Source organism: Halomonas sp. H33-56 (assembly GCF_040147035.1).
GTDB lineage: Bacteria > Pseudomonadota > Gammaproteobacteria > Pseudomonadales > Halomonadaceae > Halomonas > Halomonas litopenaei.
In genome coordinates, this window is sequence record NZ_JAMSHP010000001.1 from 142,876 (window position 1) to 163,072 (window position 20,197).

At 66.1% G+C, this 20,197-nt stretch carries 17 protein-coding genes and 1 pseudogene; 7 read left to right on the top strand and 11 right to left on the bottom strand.

Going from position 1 to position 20,197, the window contains the following annotated elements:
• Window positions 1-17: 17 nt before the first annotated feature.
• The 8 genes and pseudogenes from NFH98_RS00685 to argH form a co-directional block, all read right to left on the bottom strand.
• Window positions 18-995: a fimbrial protein gene (locus tag NFH98_RS00685; protein ID WP_348827400.1), complete on the bottom strand. Its 978-nt coding sequence runs from the start codon at window positions 993-995 to the stop codon at window positions 18-20.
• A 243-nt stretch (window positions 996-1,238) separates the two neighbouring features.
• A complete protein-coding gene (locus NFH98_RS00690) occupies window positions 1,239-1,997 on the bottom strand; it encodes an HAD family hydrolase (protein ID WP_348827401.1) in 759 nt (252 codons plus the stop codon).
• A complete protein-coding gene (locus NFH98_RS00695) occupies window positions 1,994-2,965 on the bottom strand; it encodes a tyrosine recombinase XerC (protein WP_502878736.1) in 972 nt (323 codons plus the stop codon). The genes NFH98_RS00690 and NFH98_RS00695 overlap by 4 nt, the downstream gene beginning before the upstream one ends.
• Window positions 2,955-3,674: a DUF484 family protein gene (locus NFH98_RS00700; protein WP_045993941.1), complete on the bottom strand. Its 720-nt coding sequence runs from the start codon at window positions 3,672-3,674 to the stop codon at window positions 2,955-2,957. Before NFH98_RS00700 ends, NFH98_RS00695 begins: the two co-directional genes overlap by 11 nt.
• 115 nt (window positions 3,675-3,789) lie before the next feature.
• Complete coding sequence (gene dapF, locus NFH98_RS00705; protein ID WP_045993942.1) at window positions 3,790-4,623, bottom strand: diaminopimelate epimerase; 834 nt, start codon at window positions 4,621-4,623, stop codon at window positions 3,790-3,792.
• A complete protein-coding gene (gene lysA, locus NFH98_RS00710) occupies window positions 4,623-5,930 on the bottom strand; it encodes a diaminopimelate decarboxylase (protein ID WP_045993943.1) in 1,308 nt (435 codons plus the stop codon). The genes dapF and lysA overlap by 1 nt, the downstream gene beginning before the upstream one ends.
• A gap of 83 nt (window positions 5,931-6,013) precedes the next feature.
• Window positions 6,014-6,148 (bottom strand): annotated as a pseudogene (gene lptM / locus NFH98_RS20980) (LPS translocon maturation chaperone LptM); the annotation flags it as partial.
• Window positions 6,145-7,560: an argininosuccinate lyase gene (gene argH, locus NFH98_RS00720; RefSeq protein ID WP_045993945.1), complete on the bottom strand. Its 1,416-nt coding sequence runs from the start codon at window positions 7,558-7,560 to the stop codon at window positions 6,145-6,147. The pseudogene lptM and the gene argH, both read right to left, overlap by 4 nt.
• A gap of 330 nt (window positions 7,561-7,890) precedes the next feature.
• Between argH and hemC the strand changes: the two genes are divergently transcribed.
• The 4 genes from hemC to NFH98_RS00740 are packed head-to-tail and all read left to right on the top strand — an operon-like array spanning window position 7,891 to window position 12,434.
• Window positions 7,891-8,823, top strand: a complete 933-nt coding sequence (gene hemC / locus NFH98_RS00725; protein ID WP_045993946.1) for a hydroxymethylbilane synthase — start codon at window positions 7,891-7,893, stop codon at window positions 8,821-8,823.
• Complete coding sequence (locus NFH98_RS00730) at window positions 8,823-9,587, top strand: uroporphyrinogen-III synthase (protein ID WP_348827404.1); 765 nt, start codon at window positions 8,823-8,825, stop codon at window positions 9,585-9,587. The genes hemC and NFH98_RS00730 overlap by 1 nt, the downstream gene beginning before the upstream one ends.
• 25 nt (window positions 9,588-9,612) lie before the next feature.
• On the top strand, window positions 9,613-11,211 hold the full coding sequence (locus tag NFH98_RS00735) for a uroporphyrinogen-III C-methyltransferase (protein WP_349622099.1): 1,599 nt from the start codon (window positions 9,613-9,615) through the stop codon (window positions 11,209-11,211).
• Window positions 11,208-12,434: a heme biosynthesis HemY N-terminal domain-containing protein gene (locus NFH98_RS00740; RefSeq protein WP_045993949.1), complete on the top strand. Its 1,227-nt coding sequence runs from the start codon at window positions 11,208-11,210 to the stop codon at window positions 12,432-12,434. Before NFH98_RS00735 ends, NFH98_RS00740 begins: the two co-directional genes overlap by 4 nt.
• 303 nt (window positions 12,435-12,737) lie before the next feature.
• Here NFH98_RS00740 and ybiO read toward each other — a convergent pair whose 3' ends face one another.
• Window positions 12,738-15,113, bottom strand: coding sequence for a mechanosensitive channel protein (gene ybiO, locus NFH98_RS00745; protein WP_045993124.1), 2,376 nt, complete (start codon window positions 15,111-15,113; stop codon window positions 12,738-12,740).
• Between the two features lie 422 nt (window positions 15,114-15,535).
• Between ybiO and NFH98_RS00750 the strand changes: the two genes are divergently transcribed.
• On the top strand, window positions 15,536-15,904 hold the full coding sequence (locus NFH98_RS00750; RefSeq protein WP_124805054.1) for a fluoride efflux transporter FluC: 369 nt from the start codon (window positions 15,536-15,538) through the stop codon (window positions 15,902-15,904).
• Window positions 15,905-15,926: 22 nt separating this feature from the next.
• Entirely contained in the window at window positions 15,927-16,346 is a 420-nt protein-coding gene (locus tag NFH98_RS00755; protein ID WP_108131859.1) for a fluoride efflux transporter FluC, read from the top strand.
• 290 nt (window positions 16,347-16,636) lie between these two features.
• On the opposite strand, the gene pgi is transcribed toward NFH98_RS00755, so the two are convergent.
• Window positions 16,637-18,307, bottom strand: a complete 1,671-nt coding sequence (gene pgi, locus NFH98_RS00760; RefSeq protein WP_045993127.1) for a glucose-6-phosphate isomerase — start codon at window positions 18,305-18,307, stop codon at window positions 16,637-16,639.
• 20 nt (window positions 18,308-18,327) lie between these two features.
• Window positions 18,328-18,804, bottom strand: coding sequence for a methylglyoxal synthase (locus NFH98_RS00765; RefSeq protein ID WP_045993128.1), 477 nt, complete (start codon window positions 18,802-18,804; stop codon window positions 18,328-18,330).
• Between the two features lie 360 nt (window positions 18,805-19,164).
• On the opposite strand from NFH98_RS00765, the gene gap reads away from it, so the two are divergent.
• Window positions 19,165-20,166 (top strand): type I glyceraldehyde-3-phosphate dehydrogenase, encoded by a 1,002-nt coding sequence (gene gap, locus NFH98_RS00770; RefSeq protein ID WP_045993129.1) that lies wholly within the window; start codon window positions 19,165-19,167, stop codon window positions 20,164-20,166.
• Window positions 20,167-20,197 lie beyond the last annotated feature (31 nt).

Sequence of the window (20,197 nt, forward strand, 5' to 3'; positions counted from 1 at the left end):
CCTGACGAGCCCGCCGGCTACTTGTACGTGGCGGTGACCTCCAGCAGCCCCTTGACGCGCCCCCCGGATGCCTGTTCGGCATAGCGGTAGTAGCTGACGCGTAACGGAACCTTGGGCGCCTCCCCCATCAGGCCAATCGCTCGCGAGCCAGACAGGTCCACGGGATCGAAGTCGTGGGCTGAAAAAGCGTCGATTTCCAGCGCCAGCCCGATGCCCTTGGCGCCGCCGCCTGAGGTGTCGGCGTTGCCGAGGATGCCTTGGCGGGCGTTGATGACGCTGGCGCCGCCCGAGCGTATGGACAAATCCGCCATGTTGACCTCATCGCAGTTGTTGAAGCTCAGGTAGGCGGTGGTGGTGCCGCCCCGAGATCCTGCTCCCGGCAGCTCGCTGAGGTCGATATCGGGCAGGGTGATGTAGGGGGTCCACATCTTGCAGGTGCTCTCGATCACGGTGACGTAAGCGCCGCCAACTCCGACTACCGTGCCGGTATAGTTGTCGCTGGCGCCGGTGCTGGTCGCCACGTGGGTATGAGGCCAGTAGGTAAACTGGTTGTAGTTGCCCGGTTCGGTGTCGCCATGGCGTACGATCGGTATCTCGGTCACGACGCTTCCGGAGACACAGCCAGATGCGTGGTTGGCGGTGCGCAGGGAGGCGACCAGGGTCTGGTGGTGATGGCCGCCCATGCTGGTGTCGGCCTTGTCGAAGTAGAAGCCTTGCACTGAGCTTTCGGCGTCACCGGTGGCGCTGTCGTAGGAACCCTGGGTATCGAGCAGGATATAGACGCGGCCGTCGCTGCCGGTCTGGCAGGCGTAGGTGGTGTGGAAGGAGGCTATCCCCGCGGTGTTGCCTTCCGGCGTGGTGCCGGACAAGGTCGAGGGGTAGGACATGCCGGTGCTGTAGAGGCCGCAGGTACCGGGCGGACGCACGGTATCGCAGGTAGGGCGTGCCGCCAGGGCTGGCGCGATGCCCAGGGGCAGGGAGAGAGCGGGCCCCATTCCTGAAACACGCCCCGAAAGTAGTCCCGAAGACAGTCCCGAAGACAGCCCCGAAACAAGCCCCAGTCCCGAAACCAGGGCAAACGCCAGCCCGAGCTTGAGCACTCGTCGCAGGTGACGCCGGGTCGGCGGTGATGAAGCGAGGGGGCGATAGAGCGGGCGGGGCATGGCGGCAGGCACTCAGGGAACAGGTGCCTGCCGGTTTACCACGTGGCGCCGGCGGTCGCCGGGGTTTTTCTCGCTTTATTGATCCTGATGCTCACCGAGCAGGGCTGGCAGTTCGGTGACCCGAGACAGTCGGGTCACGCCGCGTGGCAAGGGAGCCGTCTCGGCCTCTGGCGGCGCGATCCAGATCGCCCGCAAGCCCAGGCGAATCGCCGGCAGCACGTCTTCCTCCCAGGAATCGCCCACGTGCAGGGTCTCGCAGGCCTTGACCTCAAGCCGTGCCAGCATCGCCAGAAAGGGCCGTGGATCGGGCTTGGGTGCGAACATCTCGCCGGCGGCGATACGCGCCTGGAAGTGTCGGGCCAGCGGCAGACGGTGGAAGGCCACGTTGCCGTTGGTGATGCTGCCGAGACGATAGCGGCCCTTCAGTCTTTCCAGCATGGCGTCGGTGTCGGGGAAGGGCGTGACCAGGATGCGCAGCGAGTGAAAACGTTGCATCGCCAGCGCCGCCCACCAGTGAGCCGCCGCCCGGTTGACGCCGCTTTCCTCCAGCAGTTGGATCAGGGTGCGCTCACGCAGCCAGCTGAAGTCGCCGCGCCGCGACCAGCTGCGCCTGGCCAGAGCCTGGCGTTCACGCAGGTAGTCCGAAAGCTCGATGGGGGGCGTCAACGGCTCCTCGCGGCCGCGCTGCCAGGCGCCGAGCTGTTCGGTCAGCCAGTCGACGTGGCCCTGCTCGGTGCGCTGCATGACGCCGCTGTTGTCCCACAGGGTGTCGTCCAGATCGAAGGTGATGGCCTTGAGTCGGCTGAAGTCGTCCGCTGCCGCGTGGTCGATCAAGGGGTGTCTCCGGGATGGCTGTCGTCGCTCCGGCTGCGCCGCGCGCGGGGGTGGGCCTTGTCGTAGCTCTCGGCCAGGTGCTGCCAGTCCAGCCGGGTATAGACCTGGGTGGTGGACAGGTTGGCGTGGCCCAGCAGCTCCTGGACGGCGCGCAGGTCCTGGCTCGATTCCAGCAGGTGGCTGGCGAAGGAGTGGCGCAGGCGGTGGGGATGCAGGTGCTCCGGCAGGCCGCGCCGGCGGGCCTGGGTGACCAGGCGTGCCTGGATGGCACGATGGCCGAGCCGGTGGCCCTGCTGGCCGACGAACAGCGCTGTTTCGCCGTCGGCGGCCAGCACCGAGCGCACGCCGAGCCACTGGTCGATGGCCTGGCGCGCACGCGAGCCCACCGGCACCTGGCGCGGCTTGTTGCCCTTGCCGAGGACCCGCACCCGGCCGCCGTGGAGGTCGGGGAGATCCAGCGCCGCCAGCTCCGCCAGCCGTAGCCCGCTGGAATAGAGCAGCTCCAGCATCGCCTGGTCGCGTACCGACAGCGGCGAGCCATCGTGGGGGGTGTCGAGAAAGCGCGCCAGCAGGTCCACGTCCACCGGCCGCGGTAGATCCTTCGGCGCCCGGGGGCCGCGGCTCAAGCCGACCGGGTTGTAGTCGAGTCGGCCAGCCGCCACCAAGTGTTCACACAGTCGCGACAGGGCGGCGCGGCGGCGCTTCAGGCTGCGCGGTGCCATGCCTCGGCTGCGTTCGGCGGCCAGAAAACGCCGGAGCGTGTGGGACGTCAGGGCCTGATCATCCGGCGGCCTGGCGTCGGTGTCATTGGCCTGGGCGTGCCACCAGTTCTCGAAGGTGGCCAGGTCACGCCGGTAGGCGTCGACGGTGGCAGCACTGGCGGTGCGACCCAGCTCATCGAGAAAGTCCGCTACCGCGCCGGCAAGCTGCCACTTGGCCGTCGTCTCAGCCGCCTTTTCAGCCATCATCACGCTCGCACAGCCGCACGCTCAGGCGCACCAGCACCTCGGCCAGGTACTCGGTAAACAGGGTGTCCATGCTGGCACGGAAGTGGTCGGGATCAGGACTTGCCAGCACCACAAAGCCCTGGGGCTCGCCCAGGGTCATGCGGGCGATGGCGCAGGAGCCCGACTTGGTCGGCGCCTTGGCGTGGGGCAGCAGGCGCTTCCAGTCGGTGGGAGTAAGACGGGTACAGCGGCTGGCGCGCCCATCGAGTAGCGCGGTCAGGCGCTGGCCGGTGTGGTCGTCGAGCACGTGACGCGGGGCCTGGGGCGGTCTGGGGTCGCGATCGGTCAGGCTGGCGGGGCACCACAGCGACACCGCTGGCGTCTGGAAGCGCTCGCTTAGCTGGGTGGCCAGGGCCTGGCCCAGGGCGTCGTTGTCCTGGGCTTCCAGCAGTGCCAGCACCAGCTCGCGGGTGCGCCGATACTGCGCCTCGTTGTGGCGGGCCGAGTCGAGCAGTTGCTCGAGCCGCAGTTCCGCGCCTTCGGCGCGCTTGCGCAGGTCATGGACCAGCCGTTCCAGCAGCGAGGTGGCGCCCTGGGTCTCCGGGTGGGGAATCGTGAGGCTCTGCAGCAGGCCTTCGCGACCGACGAAGAAGTCCGGGTGGCGTGCCAGCCATTCGGCGACGCGGTCCGGGTCGAGCGTCTTGCGGGGCTCTGGGGCGGCTTGAGGCATGCGCGTCTTCCTGTTGGAGTTCAATGTCTAGGCTGGATCGATTTTCCGGGAAAGCGAGGGACCGATACCTTGCTGGCAGCTTAGCCCAGTCCCGTCGAGTCCTGTGCGCCTGGGGTCAACGCAGCGGAATTCGTCCATCGAACACCCGCTCGGCGGGGCCGGTCATGATCAAGGGGCGCTCGCCACCTTCCCAGCGGATCGTCAGGCTGCCGCCGGGCAGGTGGACGGTCACCGGGCTTTCGAGCAGGCCCTGGCGAATGCCGCAGGCCACCGCAGCGCAGGCGCCGGTACCACAGGCCAGGGTCTCGCCGCTGCCGCGCTCGAACACCCGCAGGCGAATCTCGTGGCTGGAGACCACCTGCATGAAGCCCACGTTGACCCGCTTGGGAAAGCGCGGGTGGTGTTCGACCAGCGGTCCCAGGCGCTCCACCGGCGCCTGGTCGACGCTGTCCACCTTGATCACCGCGTGGGGGTTGCCCATGGAGGCGACGGCGATCTCGAGGGTCTCGCCGTCGACCTCGAGGGTGTGACGCAGGCGGTCCTCGTCGGCCTCGAAGGGCAGGCTCGGCGGGGCGAAGCGCGGGGCACCCATGTCGACGCTGACCTGCTCGTCGTCATGCACGTCCAGCACCAGCGGGCCGCCGGCGGTCTCGACCCGGATCTGGCGCTTGTGGGTCAGCCGCTTGTCGCGTACGAAGCGGGCAAAGCAGCGCGCACCATTGCCGCAATTCTCGACCTCGCTGCCGTCGGCGTTGTAGATCCGGTAGCGAAAGTCCATGTCCGGGTCCCGCGGCGGTTCCACCACCAGTAGCTGATCGAAACCGATGCCGAAGCGCCGGTCGGCCAGACGGCGGATTTCCTCGGCCTCGATGCGGGCCCGCTGGGTGACCAGATCGACCACCATGAAGTCGTTGCCCAGGCCATGCATCTTGGTGAAGTGCAGAAGCATCAGCGCGGTGCTCCTGACGTCGATCCCGATGCCGATCCCGGTTGCGATTCGCCGGGCAGCGACTCACCGGCCCAGAGGTCCTCGAGGGTCTCGCGTCGGCGAACCACCTGATAGCTGTCGCCGTCCACCAGTACCTCCGCCGGACGCGGGCGGCTGTTGTAGTTGGAGGCCATCACGAAGCCGTAGGCGCCGGCCGAGCGCACCGCCAGCAGGTCGCCCGGCGCCACCGCCAGTTGGCGCTCCTTGCCGAGGAAGTCGCCGGTCTCGCACACCGGGCCGACCACGTCATAGACGTCGCTTGCGCGGTCCAGGCGAGTGTCGACTTCGATGATCGCCTGCCAGGCCTGGTACAGCGAGGGCCGAATCAGGTCGTTCATGGCCGCGTCGACGATGGCGAAGTTCTTGGTTTCGCCGGGCTTCACGTAGGTCAGCCGGGTCAGCATGACGCCGGCGTTGGCGGCGATCGAGCGGCCCGGCTCGAACAGCAGCGTCAGGCGCTCTCCGCCGTCCCAGCGCGACAGGCGCTCGAGCAGCTTCGAGGCGTAGTCGAACGGGGCCGGCGGCGTCTCGTCCCTGTAGGGCACGCCGAGGCCGCCGCCCAGGTCGAGGTGCGAGACCTCGATGTTCTCCTCGCGCAGGCGGTCGAGCAGCACCAGCAGACGCTCCAGGGCGTCGAGGAAGGGAGCGATCTCGGTGAGCTGCGAGCCGATATGGCAGTCGAGTCCGGTGACCTTGAGGTGCGGCAGTTCGGCGGCCAGGCGGTAGACCTCCAGCGCCTCATCCACCGGGATACCGAACTTGTTGTCCTTGAGCCCGGTGGAGATATACGGATGGGTGCCCGCGTCGACGTCGGGATTGACCCGCAATGACACCGGCGCCACCTTGCCCAGGCGGCCTGCCACTTCATTGAGCACTTCAAGCTCTGGGCGCGACTCCACGTTGAAGCACTTGATGCCGACCTCGAGCGCGCGCGCCATCTCGTCGGGGCGCTTGGCGACGCCGGAGAACACCACCTTGGCCGGGTCACCACCGGCGGCCAGTACCCGCTCGAGCTCGCCCCGGGAAACGATGTCGAAACCGGCACCCTGGCGCGCCAGTACGTTGAGCACCGCCAGGTTGCTGTTGGCCTTGACCGCGTAGCAGATCAGATGCGGGTGGCTACCCAGCGCCTCGCGGTAGGCCTGGAAGTGACGCTCCAGGGTGGCACGTGAATAGACGTAGCAGGGGGTGCCCACCGCCTCGGCGATGCGGGCCAGAGGCACTTCTTCGGCGTACAGCTCGCCGTCTCGGTAGTTGAAGTGATCCATGCTCAGCTCTCGTCCTCGGTCGCGCTCTGGTCGCTTTCCTGGCTGTCCTCTTCGCCCTGTTCGTCCTCGACGGTTTCGCGGGGGCCGTAGCGCTCCGCCGCTTCTTCGTCACCGGGCAGGTACAGGGGGCCTTTCTGGCCGCAGCCCGCCAGGGCCATCAGGGCCAGCAGCAGGGCCGGCAACAGGGCGGGTCGCAGCACCTTGACGAGGCGGTTCATTGGGCGCCTCCCTGGCCGGTCGCAAGGGTCTTGAGGGCCTCACGGGCGCGCTGGGCAGCGGCGCGCACCTGGTCGGGGGCGGTGCCACCGATATGGTTGCGGGCGGCCACCGAGCCTTCCAGGGTCAGCACCTCGAACACGTCCTCGCCGATGACGTCGGAGAACTGGCGCAGTTCGTCGAGGCTCATGTCCGACAGATCCTTGCCGCTCTCGATGCCGTAGGCCACGGACTGACCGACGATTTCATGGGCGTCACGGAAGGCCACGCCCTTGCGTACCAGATAGTCGGCAAGGTCGGTGGCGGTGGAGAAGCCCTTGCGAGCGGCCTCGCGCATGGAATCGCCCTTGGAGACGATGGCCGGGACCATGTCGGCGAAGGCGCGCAGGCACCCCTTGACGGTATCCAGGGTGTCGAGCAGCGGTTCCTTGTCTTCCTGGTTGTCCTTGTTGTAGGCCAGCGGCTGCGACTTCATCAGCGTCAGCAGGCCCATCAGGTGACCGTAGACGCGGCCGGTCTTGCCGCGTACCAGCTCGGGCACGTCCGGGTTCTTCTTCTGCGGCATGATCGAGGAGCCGGTGCAGAAGCGGTCGGGCAGGTCGATGAAGTCGAACTGGGCGCTGGTCCACAGCACCAGCTCCTCGCTCATCCGCGACAGGTGCATAAGCAGCAGGCTCGCGAAGGCGGTGAACTCGATCGCGAAGTCCCGATCGCTGACCGCGTCGAGGCTGTTCTCGGCGGGGCGCTCGAAGCCGAGCAGCTCGGCGGTCAGGTGACGATCGATGGGGTAGGTGGTGCCGGCCAGGGCGGCGGCGCCCAGCGGCAGCACGTTGACCCGCTTGCGGCAGTCCAGCAGGCGTTCATGGTCGCGGGCCAGCATCTCCTGCCAGGCCAGCAGGTGGTGGCCGAAGGTCACCGGTTGAGCGGTCTGCAGGTGGGTGAAGCCCGGCATGATGGTGTCGGCCTCGCCCTCGGCCAGCTCGATCAGCCCGGCACGCAGCCGCGCCAGCTCGCTGGCGACCAGGTCGATCTCCTCGCGCAGGTAGAGGCGAATATCGGTGGCCACCTGGTCGTTGCGCGAGCGCCCGGTGTGCAGCTTCTTGCCGGTGATGCCGATCTTCTGGGTCAGCCGTGCCTCGATGTTCATGTGCACGTCTTCCAGCGCCACCGACCACTCGAAACGCCCTTCGGCGATCTCCGTCTCGATCTCCTTGAGCCCGGTCAGGATGGCGTCACGTTCCTCTTCGCTCAGCACGCCAACCTGGGCGAGCATGGTGGCATGCGCGATGGAGCCCTGGATGTCATGGCGGGCCAGGCGCTGGTCGAAATCGACCGAGGCGGTGAAACGAGCGACGAAGGCGTCGGTGGGTTCGCTGAAGCGGCCGCCCCAGGACTGGTTGGTGGTCTGGCTCATTGAATGGACTTCCTGAATGACGATGCGATGGCGACGTGATCGGTGGCCGGCGCCGAGGGCGCTGACGGAGCCGGCAGCCGTTGTCGTTGGTATGCCCAAAGTGTACCAGAGTCGGCCCTTGAGGCGAGGGTGCAGCGGGCCGGCAAGGACGGTGCGGCATCAGCCCCTGAAACGAGGGTGGCAGCAGGCGCTTCTGGCAGGCGCGGCAACGGGTCCCGTCGCCGTCGATTTTACTGACGGAGACCGTGCTTTATGATGACGTCATTCATTTAACATGGCGGACGCGGCGATTTGGTCGCAAGCCCGACCAGGGAGAGCAACGTGCAACAGATGTCCAGGCTGCGTATCGCGACGCGCAAGAGCCAGTTGGCCCTATGGCAGGCCGAACATGTTCGCGATCGCCTGATGGCGATTCACCCCGGGCTCGAGGTCGAGCTGGTACCGATGTCGACCCGCGGCGACAAGATTCTCGACACGCCCTTGGCCAAGGTTGGCGGCAAGGGGCTGTTCGTCAAGGAACTCGAGGAGGCGATGCTCGACGGCCGCGCCGATATCGCGGTGCACTCCATGAAGGATGTGCCGATGCAGTTTCCCGAGAGCCTGGGGCTTTCGGTGATCCTGGAAGGCGCCGAGCCCACCGATGCCTTCGTCTCCAATGACTATGCTCGCTTCGAGGACCTGCCCGAGGGCGCCCGTCTGGGCACCTCCAGCCTGCGCCGCGGATTGCAGATGCGCGAGGCCCGCCCTGACCTCGAGGTCATCAGCCTGCGTGGCAATGTCCAGACTCGCCTGGCCAAGCTCGACGCTGGCGAATTCGACGCCATCCTGCTGGCTACCTCCGGGCTCAAGCGGCTGGGGCTGGGTGAACGTATCGCCCAGGAGCTGCCGCCGGAGATCTGCCTGCCGGCCTGTGGTCAGGGCGCGCTTGGCATCGAATGCCGCATGCACGACACCGAGCTGGTGTCGCTGCTGGCACCGCTCGACGATATCGAGACGGCGACCAGAGTGCGTGCCGAACGGGCCATGAATACACGTCTGGAAGGCGGCTGCCAGGTGCCCATCGGTGGGCACGCCATCTATCAGGACGATGGCAGAACCCTGTGGTTGAGAGCCCTTGTCGGCACGCCCGACGGTTCCCGCGTGCTGCGTGCCGAGGGGCGTGGTTCGGTGGACGAACCCGAGGCGCTGGGGATCCGCGTCGCCGAGCAGCTGCTCGAGCAGGGCGCCGGGGATATCCTGGCCGAGGTCTACGGGCCGCGTTGATGGGCACTCCGGTACTGATCACCCGGCCCGGCGAACGCGCCCAGGCGCTGGCCGAGGCCATCGAAAGCAAGGGGCTCAGCACCGAGCGGCTCGAGGTGATGCGGCAGGAAACTGTGCCAGAGACGGCAGATGTGCGCTCGGCCTGGCTCGACATCGACCACTTTCATAAGGTGGTAGTCATCAGTCCCGCCGCCGCCGAGCGGTTGGTCGAGGCGCTGGATCGCTACTGGCCACAGCTGCCCCAGGGGCTTGAACTGTACGCCGTCGGGCAGGCCACGGCGATGGTCTTGCACCAGGCGCTGGGGCTAAAGGTGAGGGTGCCTGCCCCCGCCGCCGGAGAAGAGACCAGCGAGGCCTTGCTGGCGCTGGCCTCGCTGCAGCGCCTGGAGCACCAGCGAGTGCTGCTGGTGGCGGGCGAAGGTGGCCGCCCGCTGCTGGGCGACACCCTGGGGCAGAGGGGCGCGCGTGTCACGCGTCTCGAGGTGTATCGGCGCCGCCTGATCACTCCCGATGCCGGGGCCAGAACATGGCTCGAACAAGGGGGCTATCAGGCGTTGGTGGTCAGTAGCGGAGAAATCCTTGAACATCTGGCAAGATGGTGTTCAGAGGCCGCCTTTCAACAACCGCTTGTCGTATCCAGCCAGCGGTTGGCTACACTGGCGAAAACGCTGGGATTTCGCATCCCGGTCGTGGCGTCTGGCGCGTCTCCTGCGGCGCTGGCGGCCGCGGTGGCAAGGACCTGCGACCCAGAGGATGGCGAATGAAGATCTCTAAAAGGGCTAGCGACAGATGAGCAACCAACAGCACGATCAGGACGAGCAGCAGACCCCGTCCGCTTCCGGCCAGCAGGGCACAGGAAGCGCGACCTCAGGCACGGACGCCTCGAAGGGCGGCGCGGGCAAGGGGGGCTCCCAGCGGCGGTCGCGGCGTCGCGACAAGAGTGGCAGCAGCTCGACCGGATCCACCTCGTCCAGTGCCAGCGCGGCATCCTCCACACCCGCTGCGGCGACGGGCGGCTCATCGCCTGCCGGCGCCACGGCGTCGAGCGCAGGCACCGCCAAGGCCACGCCGAGTGACGCCGCTCCGGTTGCAGCGAAGGGCGCCGCCGGGGACAGTGCCAGCAAGCCAAGTGCCAGCAAGCCCAGCGACAGCAAGCCCAGCGCTAGCAAGCCCGACAACAGCGGCAAGGCCAGTGCCGGAAAACCCGGCGATGGCAAGTCCAGTGACACCAAGGCCAGTGGCGCCAAAGCTAGTGACAACAAGCCCAGCCCAGCGGCAGGCAAGGGTGGTAACGGTGGGGCTTCTGCCGGCGGTGCCGCGACTTCGTCTTCCGGTGGCTCTGGTAGCAGCTCTGGTGGCGGCAAGGCCGGCGTCGTGGCCCTGGTGCTGGTGCTGATCCTGATCGCCGGTGTGGCCTTTGTCGGCTGGAAGGGCTGGCAGCTGCAGCAGGCCATGTCCGCGCGCATCGACCAGCTCAAGCAGAACAGCCCCAGCGTGGCCGAGGTCCAGGAGCTGTCGTCCCAGCTGGAAAGCGGCCTTGCCGAGCGTCGCGAGACCATGGGCCAGGCGGTGGACGGCATCAAGAGCGACTTCGACGCCTACAAGTCCGACGTCAACCAGACCCTGGATCGGGTACTGGCCGAGCTGTCCAAGGAACAGAACGCCGACGAGCGTGACTGGCTGCACGCCGAGGCCGCCTACCTGCTGCGTCTGGCCAATCAGCGCCTGCAGCTCGAGCGTGATGTCGAAGGTGCTGCGGCGCTGCTGCGCACCGCCGACGCTCGCCTGGAAGAGGCCAACAATCCGGCACTGGTCCCGGTACGCCGCGCCATCGCCGAGGAGCTTGCCGCCCTGCAGACGGTGCCCAAGGTTGACCGGACTGGCCTCTACCTGGCCCTGAACGCCCAGCAGGAGCAGATCGCCGGCCTGCCGCTGGCCCAGGACATCGAGCAGTTCACCGCCGATACCACCATCGAGGAGGCTCCTTCCGGTGCCTGGCAGGAGCAGCTGGCACGGGTCGGTGAAGAGCTCAAGGAGCTGGTGACGGTACGCCACCACGACCAGGCGCTGGAAGCCCTGATCACCCCGGAGCAGGAGTCGTACCTGCGCCAGAGCCTGCGTCTGGTGCTGGAGCAGTCCCAGCTGGCCCTGCTCAAGGAAGAGACCGGCCTGTACGAGGCCAGCCTCGACAAGGCCATCACCCTGCTCGAAGGCTACTACGACGTCGACGACGAGTCGGTGCAGTCGGTGATCGCTCGTCTGGGCGAGCTCAAGGGCAAGTCCATCCGCCCGGAGCTTCCCGATATCAGCGCTTCCCAGCAGGCGCTGGCCCGGTTCATCGAGCAGCGCTTCGAAGCGGGCGCTTCCGGCCAGGGAGATAACGCATGAGAAAGCTGATCCTGCTCATTGTCGTTGGCCTCGCGCTCGGGGCGCTGTTCGGTCAGCTGATGATGTCGGTGCCCGGCTACTGGCTGGTGCGGGTGGGCGACACCTCCTTCCAGACTTCGTTCTGGTTTGGCCTGGTGATCCTGCTGGCCCTGTTCATGGTGCTGCACTTTGCCCTGCGCGTGCTGTTCCGCCTGAGCCGTCCGGTCAGCCGCTTCAAGGTGTGGAACTCGCGGGCACGCAATCGCACCGCGATGAAGCGCACCGTGCGCGGCCTGGTGGCATTGGCCGAAGGTCGCTGGAAGCGCGCCGAGAAGGCCCTGGTCAAGGCTGCCGATGACTCCAGCACCCCGCTGGTCAACTACCTGTCTGCCGCCCTGGCGGCCCACTACCAGGGCCGCTATGATCAGGCCGACACCCTGCTCAAGCGGGCCCACATCTCCACCGACGGCGCCGATCCCGCGGTAGGCATGATGCAGGCCCAGCTGATGCTGGACCGCCAGCAGTACGAGGAAGCGCTGGCGATCCTGACCCGCCTGGACCGTCATCTGCCTCGCCATCCCCAGGTGCTCAAGCAGCTCAAGGCCGCCTATATCAGCGTCAGCGACTGGGACGGCCTGCGTCGCCTGCTGCCGCGTCTGGCCGACCAGCAGCTGATCGCCCGGGAAGAGCGTGAACAGCTCGAGCTGCAAGCCTACCGCGAGCTGATCCTGCAGGAGACGCGCAATCCCGAGGATATCGAGCGGGTGCGCAACCTGTGGTCCGACATGCCCGAGTACCTGCGCACCAACATCGACCTGCTGGTGCTCTACGTCGAGACGCTGGTGCGCTGCGACGAACAGGTGATCGCCGAGAAACTGCTGCGCCACTCGCTCAAGACCAACTGGGACAGCCGTCTGGTGCTGCGCTATGGCCTGCTTGGGGTGGACGCTTCACGTCAGCTTGTGACCGCCGAGAAGTGGCTGCAGGAGCGGCCCAATGATCCCGACCTGCTGTTGACCCTGGGTCGCCTGGCGCTGCGCAACGCCTACTGGGGCAAGGCCCAGGAGTACTTCGAGGCGAGCCAGCGTCAACGTCCCAGCGGAGTGGTCTGTGCCGAGCTGGCGCGGCTCTACGCCAACCTGGGCGAGCACAACAAGAGCCAGCTCTACTATCGCCAGAGCGTCGAGCTGCTCGACAAGTCGCTGCCCTCGTTGCCGCAGCCGAGCGACGCTCAGCAGGCCTGAGCCAGGCGTTCGACCTACAAAGCAGTACCCACAAACGCCACGGGCGGGGCTTCGGCCCCGCCCGTGGCGTTTGTGGTCCTGGAGGATGGGTCTCGTGCGCCGCGCCAGCCAAGGGGGTGGCGGCGTGGCGTCACCATGCTGAAGGCGAGTACAGGCCCGGCTCGCGGCGTGCAGCTGCCGCCACGCCTGTGTCGTCAGAGCTGTGGCGCCAGAGCGTGGCGTCAGGGCTCGGCACCCTGGCGATTCGATCAATAAAAAGGGGCGGCCCGTAGGCCGCCCCAGAAGCGTTGCAGGTAAGGTCTGTCAGTTGCCGTCGGGGTCGTAGTCGCCCCTGAACTTGGCGTTGGTCTCGGCATCCTCGCGGGTCTCGTGCTCGCGGGGGGAGTCGATACTGCCATCCTCGCCGGGCAGCGGTGCGGTATCCCTGGCTTCGCCGGTCGCCACCACATCCTTCTCGACCAGGCGCAGGTTGGCGGCGGGCGCCTGGCCCTGCTTGTCTTCGCCAAAGAAGATCGTGGTGTGCGGGAAGGGGATCTCGATGCCCGCCTCGTCCAGATGCAGCTTGACCAGACGATTGTAGGCACGGCCCACCGCCCACTGGTTGCCGGGGGTGGTCTTGATGCGCACCCGGATGTTGACCGAGCTGTCGGCCAGGGCGATGACACCGGCCACCTCGAGGGGTTCGAGGATCTCGGACTTGAGGTCCTCGTCGGAGGACAGTTCGTCGAAGGCGTTGCGCAGGGCGACGATCGCCTCGTCCACGTTCTCGCGGTAGGCGACGCCGTATTCGCCCACATGGTAGCCGAAGCCACGCATGTAGTTGGAGACCACATCGACGCTGGAGAACGGCACCAGATGGTAGGTGCCGTGCAGGTCACGGATACCCACCGAGCGGATGCTGAGCTTCTCGGCGGTGCCGGTGATGCCGCCCAGGGTCACCACGTCGCCGGTATTCATGGCGTTTTCCACCTGGATGAAGATACCGGTGATGATGTCCTGCACCAGCTTCTGGGCGCCGAAACCGATGGCCAGACCGAGCACACCGGCACCGGCGATCAGCGGTCCGATGTTGATGCCGATTTCCGACAGCACGATCATCGCCGTCATGGTGACGATGGCGATGGCCAGCGCATTGCGGAACAGCGACAGCAGCGTCTGGGCCCGAGCCGAGGGCATGCCGCGGCCGGTGGTCGGATTCAGCTTGTGTTCGATCAGGCTGGCAAGGCCGATCCAGACCGCCGCGGCGACGATCAGGATGATGGCCACGTTGATCACCTGGCTGACCAGCACGCGACCCGCTTCGGAGGCGTACCAGGTGGCCATGTCGAACACGCCCCAGGCGTTGAGCAGGGCCATGGCGGCGACGATCAGGATCAGCACGTTGAAGGCGCGCAGCATCGTCGGGACATAGGAGTTGAGGCGTGCCTCGAGCAACGGCAGCTTCTTGCGCAGCTCACCGGACAGGGTGATGCGACGACCGATGGCCTGGGCCAGCAGGCGCGACACCAGCATGGCAGCCAGCACGATACCGAGGGTCTTGAGGGTCGCGATCAGCACGAACGGCAGGGCGTCCTCGGGGCGTGTCAGGGTCAGCACCAGCACCACGGTGAAGTAGGTGATCGCCAGCAGATGCCAGATGCGGCCGAGCAGGCGCAGCGCGACACGGGAGGCCGACAGGCTGGACCTGACAGCGGCATCGAACAGCCCATCGCGCAGGCGGCTGCGATTGATCAGCACCACGGTGATGGCGTACAGGTAGGCGCCGATCATGATCAGGGCGCCGATGCCCTCACCGACACGGTAAGACAGGTAGGTGTTGATCAACGGGACCACCACCATCAGGCCGTAGCCGGTAAGGCCAATCAGCCGGGCGATCCAACGGTTCCAGTAGGACGCGCTGGGCGCGGTGATGGGCAAGAGACGCAGGCCCTCGTAGCGTGAGGCGAACAGCATGCGCACCGCCGCCTTCAACAGCTCGATGACCAGGAAGGCATTGAGGAACAGCGACGCCCGGGTCGACAGGCTGCCCGTCTCACCGATGGCGAAGGTAGCGGCCAGGTTGCCGCCGACGTAGGCAAGTCCCACCACGGCGGCGTCCACGATCACCGCCAGCACCACGCACAGCACCAGGCGGATGGTGGGGTTGAGGTTCTGACCGTTCTGCGAATATTGGCTCAACCGCGTGAACAGTGGCCTGACCAGGCGCCTGATGATCACGAACAGCACAAAGGTCGCCAGAATCACCAGGCCGAGGTTGATCGCCGCCTGGGTGAACAGATCGAAGTTGAGTTCGCCTTCGGTCAGGGCGCCGTCGATCATGCCACCGAAGATGGCGGCGAGATTCTCGAACTGATTGCCGAACTCGCTGACCACTCGGCTGGTCATGTCCGCCAGTTGCTTGGGCAGGGTGGCCTCGGCGGCGCTGTCGACGGCCTGTTCACCGGCGGCCTGGGCCTGTTCGGGGGCGTTTTCCGCCATCTGTCGCAGTTGCTCGATCAGCTGGCTGCGGGCCTGTTCGTTTTCCAGCAGGTCGGCCAGGGTCGAGTAGGCCGGACCGTCACTGGAGGAACCGCCAGAGCCGCTGGCGTCACCGCCCTGCTGGGCGATGGCAGGTCCCGCGAGCAGCACGAGCGCGAGCATCAGCACGCTGAAGAGTCGAGAGCAGAGTCGTGATCGCATCACGCAAACCTTCTCCTTTGGTGGGTGGGCCCGTCGGGGCAGAGGGGCGTCCTTGGACGAATCTGTCGCAGGCTAACATGCCCGTTTGCCGCTTGTACGCAATCAAGGATGTACAAAAGTTGTACGGATTGCCAATTCTGTGCCATATTGATCGTGAACGCATCCCATGCGCTTCATCCCTGCTAGGCAAGCACAACTTCGCCGCCCCCTCGGGCGGCGTTTTTTTTAGATTTTCAGCACCTTCAGCGTCTTTGATTTCCCGCCTTCCGAGGCTCGGCATTGTCTGTGCCTTGTCGCTTTATGGGCCATCTGCGATCAGCCCGTTTCGCCACGCCGAGGGCGAGGTCCAGCGGTATTGCCACCGGTCACGACATCGCCCAGGTATTTGCATACCATGGCGGTTTTGGCCGAGGCGATTGGTGATGGAGTGGTGGACGCTGGCAGCGGTAGCGCTGGGGGGCGCCGCAGGAGGCATGGGGCGACTGTTCGTCAGTCGTCGGGCAGCGGCCGCCTGGGGAGTGCGCTTCCCCTGGGGGACCCTGATCGTCAATCTGCTGGGGGCCTTAGTGATCGGCCTGCTGGCCAGTCGCCTGGTGGCAGGTTCGACTGCAGCACTCATGCTGCTGAGCGGGGTGATGGGCGGCTTCACCACGGTGTCCTCCTTCAGTCTGCAGACTCTGGACCTGATGCGCGAAGGTCGTCATGCAGCGGCCGCGCTCAACGTCTCGTTGACCCTGCTGGCCGGCCTGGCCGCCGTGGTGGCGGGACTTGCCCTCGGGGGTGGCCTGTGAGGTGTCGGCAGAGGGGAGAAGCATGAGTCAGGCAACAAGCGTCTGGCGGCTCTATCTGGCGGTGGGCCTTGGCAGCGCCCTGGGATCGGTGTGTCGCCTCTTGACCGGCGTCGCGGTCTCGGGCCTGGTGGCGTCGTCCTTTCCCTGGGCGACCCTGCTGGTCAACGTGCTGGGATCCTGGTTGATTGCCCGCTTTGCTACCCATGCGGCCCTGAGCGATAGCCCTCGGCTGGCGAGCCTTCATCCGCTTGTCGTGGCGGGCTTCTGTGGAGGTTTCACCACCTTTTCGCTGTTCAGCCTCGAAGCGGCCCGCCTGGCCACCGGCGGCAGCCCCTGGCTGGCGCTGGCCTATGTGGTGCTGAGCGTGCCGCTATGGCTGGCGGCGGCCTGGGCCGGTGACGTCAGCGCACGGCGGGCCCTGGTCAGAGGCTCGTCCGAGTAGCCCAGACGCTCGTCAGAGTAGCCCCGGCGGTCGTTTAAGTAGCCCAGGCCTCGTCTCGGCAAGCCAGGCGCTCACACCAGGCGCAATCCCGCGATTCCGGCCCCCCGCGAGAGGGCCAGACCAGCGCGAGCCAAAACAGCGCGAGCCAGACCTAGGCGGGCCACCCTGGAGCGCAGACTCCGGGGTGGCCCGTTGGTCATTCTCGATCTTTTCTTGCCCGTCGCTGGGTGCCCGCCATGGCGGGCCCGTGCCGAGCACTCGATGCTCGGCACCTTCCGCCTCCGCCCTGCTTACTTGGCCTTGGCGTCCTTGCCGGCGGGCTTGGCGGTCTTCTTCGCTGCCTTTTCGGCGGCCTTTTCCACGCTCTTGCCGGGCGCCTGGAAGTGCTCCCGCACCAGGCCCAGCAGTCCCTGGGTCGAGGCGTCGAAGTCCTGGCTGCGCTCGTCGATCTTCTCGCTGATCTCGCCGGCGATGCGCTTGCCCAGCTGGACACCCCACTGATCGAAGGAGTTGATGTTCCAGATCACCCCCTGGACGAACACCTTGTGCTCGTAGAGCGCGATCAGCGCGCCCAGGTTGCGCGGTGTCAGTTCGTCGAGCAACAGCACGCTGGAGGGGCGGTTGCCGGGGCAGCTGTAGGGGTCGAGGTCACCGCCCTTGCTGCTGCCTTCCATAAAGGCGTTGGCCTGGGCCAGCATGTTGGTGAGCAGGGCGAAGTGGTGGTCCTCGACGCCGGGCTCGGGCTTCAGCGAGGCGATGAAGTCGATGGGCACGTAGCGGGTGCCCTGGTGCAACAGCTGGAAGAAGGCGTGCTGGCCGTTGGAGCCGGTCTGCCCCCACACGATGGGGCCGGTCTTGTAGTCTACCGGGCGACCGAAGATGTCGACCGACTTGCCATTGGACTCCATGTCGAGCTGCTGCAGGAAGGCCGGCAGCTGATGCAGGGCCTGGTCGTAGGGCACGATGGCCTGGGTCTCGGCACCGACGAAGTTGATGTACCAGATACCGATCAGCGCCATCAGCACCGGCATGTTCTCGCCGAGCGGGGCGTTCTGGAAGTGCTGGTCCATCTCGTAGGCGCCTTCGAGCATCTCGATGAAGCCTTCATAGCCGATCGCCAGGGCGATGGGCAGGCCGATCGAGGACCACATCGAATAGCGACCGCCGACCCAGGCCCAGAATTCGAACACGTTCTCCTCGCGGATGCCGAACTCCATGGCGGCCTTGCGGTTGGTCGAGGCGGCGATGAAGTGAGCGCCGATGTCGGCGTCATCGCCGGCGTTCTCGACGAACCAGCGCCGTGCGGTGCGGGCGTTGAGCAGCGTCTCCTGGGTGGAAAAGGTCTTGGTCGAGACGATGAACAGGGTGGTGGCCGGGTCGAGGCGGCTCAGCACCTTCTGGATATGCGCGCCGTCCACGTTGGAGACGAAGTGGAAGTTCAGGTCCGCCTGGCGGTACTTGAGCAGGGCGCGGCTGGCCATGTTGGGGCCGAGGTCGGAGCCACCGATGCCGATGTTGACCACGTCGCGAATACGCTCGCCGCTGTAGCCCTTCCAGTTGCCACTGCGGACCTCTTCGGAGAAGCGCTTGATCTGCTCGCGAGTGGCGTGGATCTCCGGCATCACGTCCTTGCCATCGGCGATGACCGGGCTGTCACCCAGGTTGCGCAGCGCCGTGTGCAGCACCGGCCGGTCCTCGGTGACGTTGATGATGTCGCCGGAGAACATCTGGGCGCGACGCTGGACCAGCGCCGAGTGTTCGGCCAGCTCGACCAGCTTCTCCAGCACCGCGTCGGAGATCTGGTGTTTGGAGTAGTCCAGAAAAAGCCCGCCCACGCGCAGGCTCATCTTGTCGAACCGCTTCGGATCCTTGGCAAAGTAGTCGCGAATCCGGTCGTCGGCGGTCTCGTCGCGAAGCTTCAACAGCGACTGCCAGGTCACGCTTCGGGTCAGCTGGAACACGGGAGAATCCTCGATATTGGTCAGTTGTTATCGCTGCGAGAGGAAATCCAGGCGTTGGCATCCGGGATCTGCATCTCGTAGTCCTGGCCGAGCCAGGGCGAGCTCATCATGAAGTCGGCGCTGGAGGGGTTGCAGGCCACCGGCACGTTCCACAGGGCGGCCAGGCGCAGCAGCGCCTTGACGTCCGGGTCGTGGGGCTGGGGGGCGAAGGGGTCCCAGAAGAAGATCAGCAGGTCGAGTCGTTGCTCGGTGATGCGAGCACCGATCTGCTGGTCGCCTCCCAGCGGACCGCTCATCAGGCCTTCCACCTCCAGCCCCAGGGTGCGGCTGAGCCGCGCGGCAGTGGTGCCGGTGCCGAGCAGCTGGTGAGCGATCAGGGTGTCCTTCCAGCGGGAGGCCCACTCCATCAGTTCCTGCTTCTTGCCGTCGTGGGCGACCAGGGCGATGCGCTTGCGAGCCGGCAGAATGCGGCTGACTTCCTTGACGGGTTGGGGCATGGGGCCTCCGGGATAAAGGCGTGGTGAATGGTGTCACCGGGATGAGGGATACCTTAGAGCGTTGAAGGTAATATTACTACGGCTTGGCGATGCGACTAAGGTCTAGCGCGGGCCTTCATAGAGAAGGCGCGGGCAGTAAGTTGTCGAAATTTCGTGCTTATTAGAGTGTCCTTCATCAATGTTTTTGGAGAAATGTTGTAAGTTTAACAAAATAGTGCTTGAGTCCCGGCGCTGTCTGTACCACATTGGTGCCCACTGACGACGTCCTTGCGGGGGATTTGCATCTTTAGTGAATCCGCCTACCGTCGACTCACCAGCTTTCACGCAAGAACGCTTTCGCCGCTCAGGGGGATATTCGCTATGACGCTCAAGGTTGCCATCAACGGTTTCGGACGTATCGGTCGCAACGTGCTGCGCGCACTGTACGAGAACGGCTACCGGGACCGGATTGAGGTCGTTGCCATCAACGATCTCGGTGATCCTTCGCTCAACGCCCACCTGCTGCGCCATGACACCGCTCACGGTCACTTTCCCTTCAAGGTAGAACATGACGAGGAGAGTCTGAGCGTCGATGGCGACCGTATCGCTATTCTGTCCGAGCGTGACCCGGCCAGCCTGCCCTGGGCGAAGCTCGGCGTAGACATCGTGATGGAGTGCACGGGCCTGTTCACCACGCGCGCCGACGCCGGCAAGCACGTCGAGGCCGGTGCCGCCAAGGTGCTGGTCTCCGCGCCTAGCCCTGACGGCGACGCCACCATCGTGTTCGGCGTCAACGACGGCGTGCTCAAGGCCAGCGATACCATCGTCTCCAACGGTTCCTGCACCACCAACTGCCTGGCGCCGGTGGCCAAGGCGCTCAACGATGCCGTCGGTATCGAGAATGGCCTGATGACCACGGTCCATGCCTACACCAACGACCAGAACCTGTCTGACGTGTACCACAAGGACCCGTACCGCGCGCGTAGCGCCACCCACTCCATGATCCCGACCAAGACCGGCGCTGCCGCTGCCGTGGGCAAGGTGCTGCCGGAGCTCAACGGCAAGCTGGATGGCCTGGCCGTGCGCGTGCCGGTGATCAACGTCTCGCTGGTGGATCTGGTGTTCAACGCCTCGCGCGACACCACCAAGGAAGAGATCAACGAGATCGTGGCCAAGGCGGCGGAGAATTCTCCGGTGCTCAACGTCAACGCCCAGCCGCTGGTGTCCATCGACTTCAACCACGATCCGGCCTCCTCGACCTTCGACGCCAACCACACCCGCGTCAACGGTCGCCTGGTCAAGGTCATGGCCTGGTACGACAACGAGTGGGGCTTCTCCAACCGTATGCTGGATACCGCCCTGGCCATGCAGGCCGCCAAGTAAGCCAATAGCCCCCGCCCGCTGCCATCGGCGG

Bases quoted from the DNA above. Each gene is read 5' to 3' on its own strand.
- NFH98_RS00685 (WP_348827400.1), bottom strand. From the start codon at position 995: ATGGGGCCCGCTCTCTCCCTGCCCCTGGGCATCGCGCCAGCCCTGGCG.
- NFH98_RS00695 (WP_502878736.1), bottom strand. From the start codon at position 2,965: ATGATGGCTGAAAAGGCGGCTGAGACGACGGCCAAGTGGCAGCTTGCC.
- NFH98_RS00700 (WP_045993941.1), bottom strand. From the start codon at position 3,674: ATGCCTCAAGCCGCCCCAGAGCCCCGCAAGACGCTCGACCCGGACCGC.
- dapF (WP_045993942.1), bottom strand. From the start codon at position 4,623: ATGCTTCTGCACTTCACCAAGATGCATGGCCTGGGCAACGACTTCATG.
- lysA (WP_045993943.1), bottom strand. From the start codon at position 5,930: ATGGATCACTTCAACTACCGAGACGGCGAGCTGTACGCCGAAGAAGTG.
- argH (WP_045993945.1), bottom strand. From the start codon at position 7,560: ATGAGCCAGACCACCAACCAGTCCTGGGGCGGCCGCTTCAGCGAACCC.
- hemC (WP_045993946.1), top strand. From the start codon at position 7,891: ATGTCCAGGCTGCGTATCGCGACGCGCAAGAGCCAGTTGGCCCTATGG.
- NFH98_RS00730 (WP_348827404.1), top strand. From the start codon at position 8,823: ATGGGCACTCCGGTACTGATCACCCGGCCCGGCGAACGCGCCCAGGCG.
- NFH98_RS00735 (WP_349622099.1), top strand. From the start codon at position 9,613: ATGAGCAACCAACAGCACGATCAGGACGAGCAGCAGACCCCGTCCGCT.
- NFH98_RS00740 (WP_045993949.1), top strand. From the start codon at position 11,208: ATGAGAAAGCTGATCCTGCTCATTGTCGTTGGCCTCGCGCTCGGGGCG.
- ybiO (WP_045993124.1), bottom strand. From the start codon at position 15,113: ATGCGATCACGACTCTGCTCTCGACTCTTCAGCGTGCTGATGCTCGCG.
- NFH98_RS00750 (WP_124805054.1), top strand. From the start codon at position 15,536: ATGGAGTGGTGGACGCTGGCAGCGGTAGCGCTGGGGGGCGCCGCAGGA.
- NFH98_RS00755 (WP_108131859.1), top strand. From the start codon at position 15,927: ATGAGTCAGGCAACAAGCGTCTGGCGGCTCTATCTGGCGGTGGGCCTT.
- NFH98_RS00765 (WP_045993128.1), bottom strand. From the start codon at position 18,804: ATGCCCCAACCCGTCAAGGAAGTCAGCCGCATTCTGCCGGCTCGCAAG.
- gap (WP_045993129.1), top strand. From the start codon at position 19,165: ATGACGCTCAAGGTTGCCATCAACGGTTTCGGACGTATCGGTCGCAAC.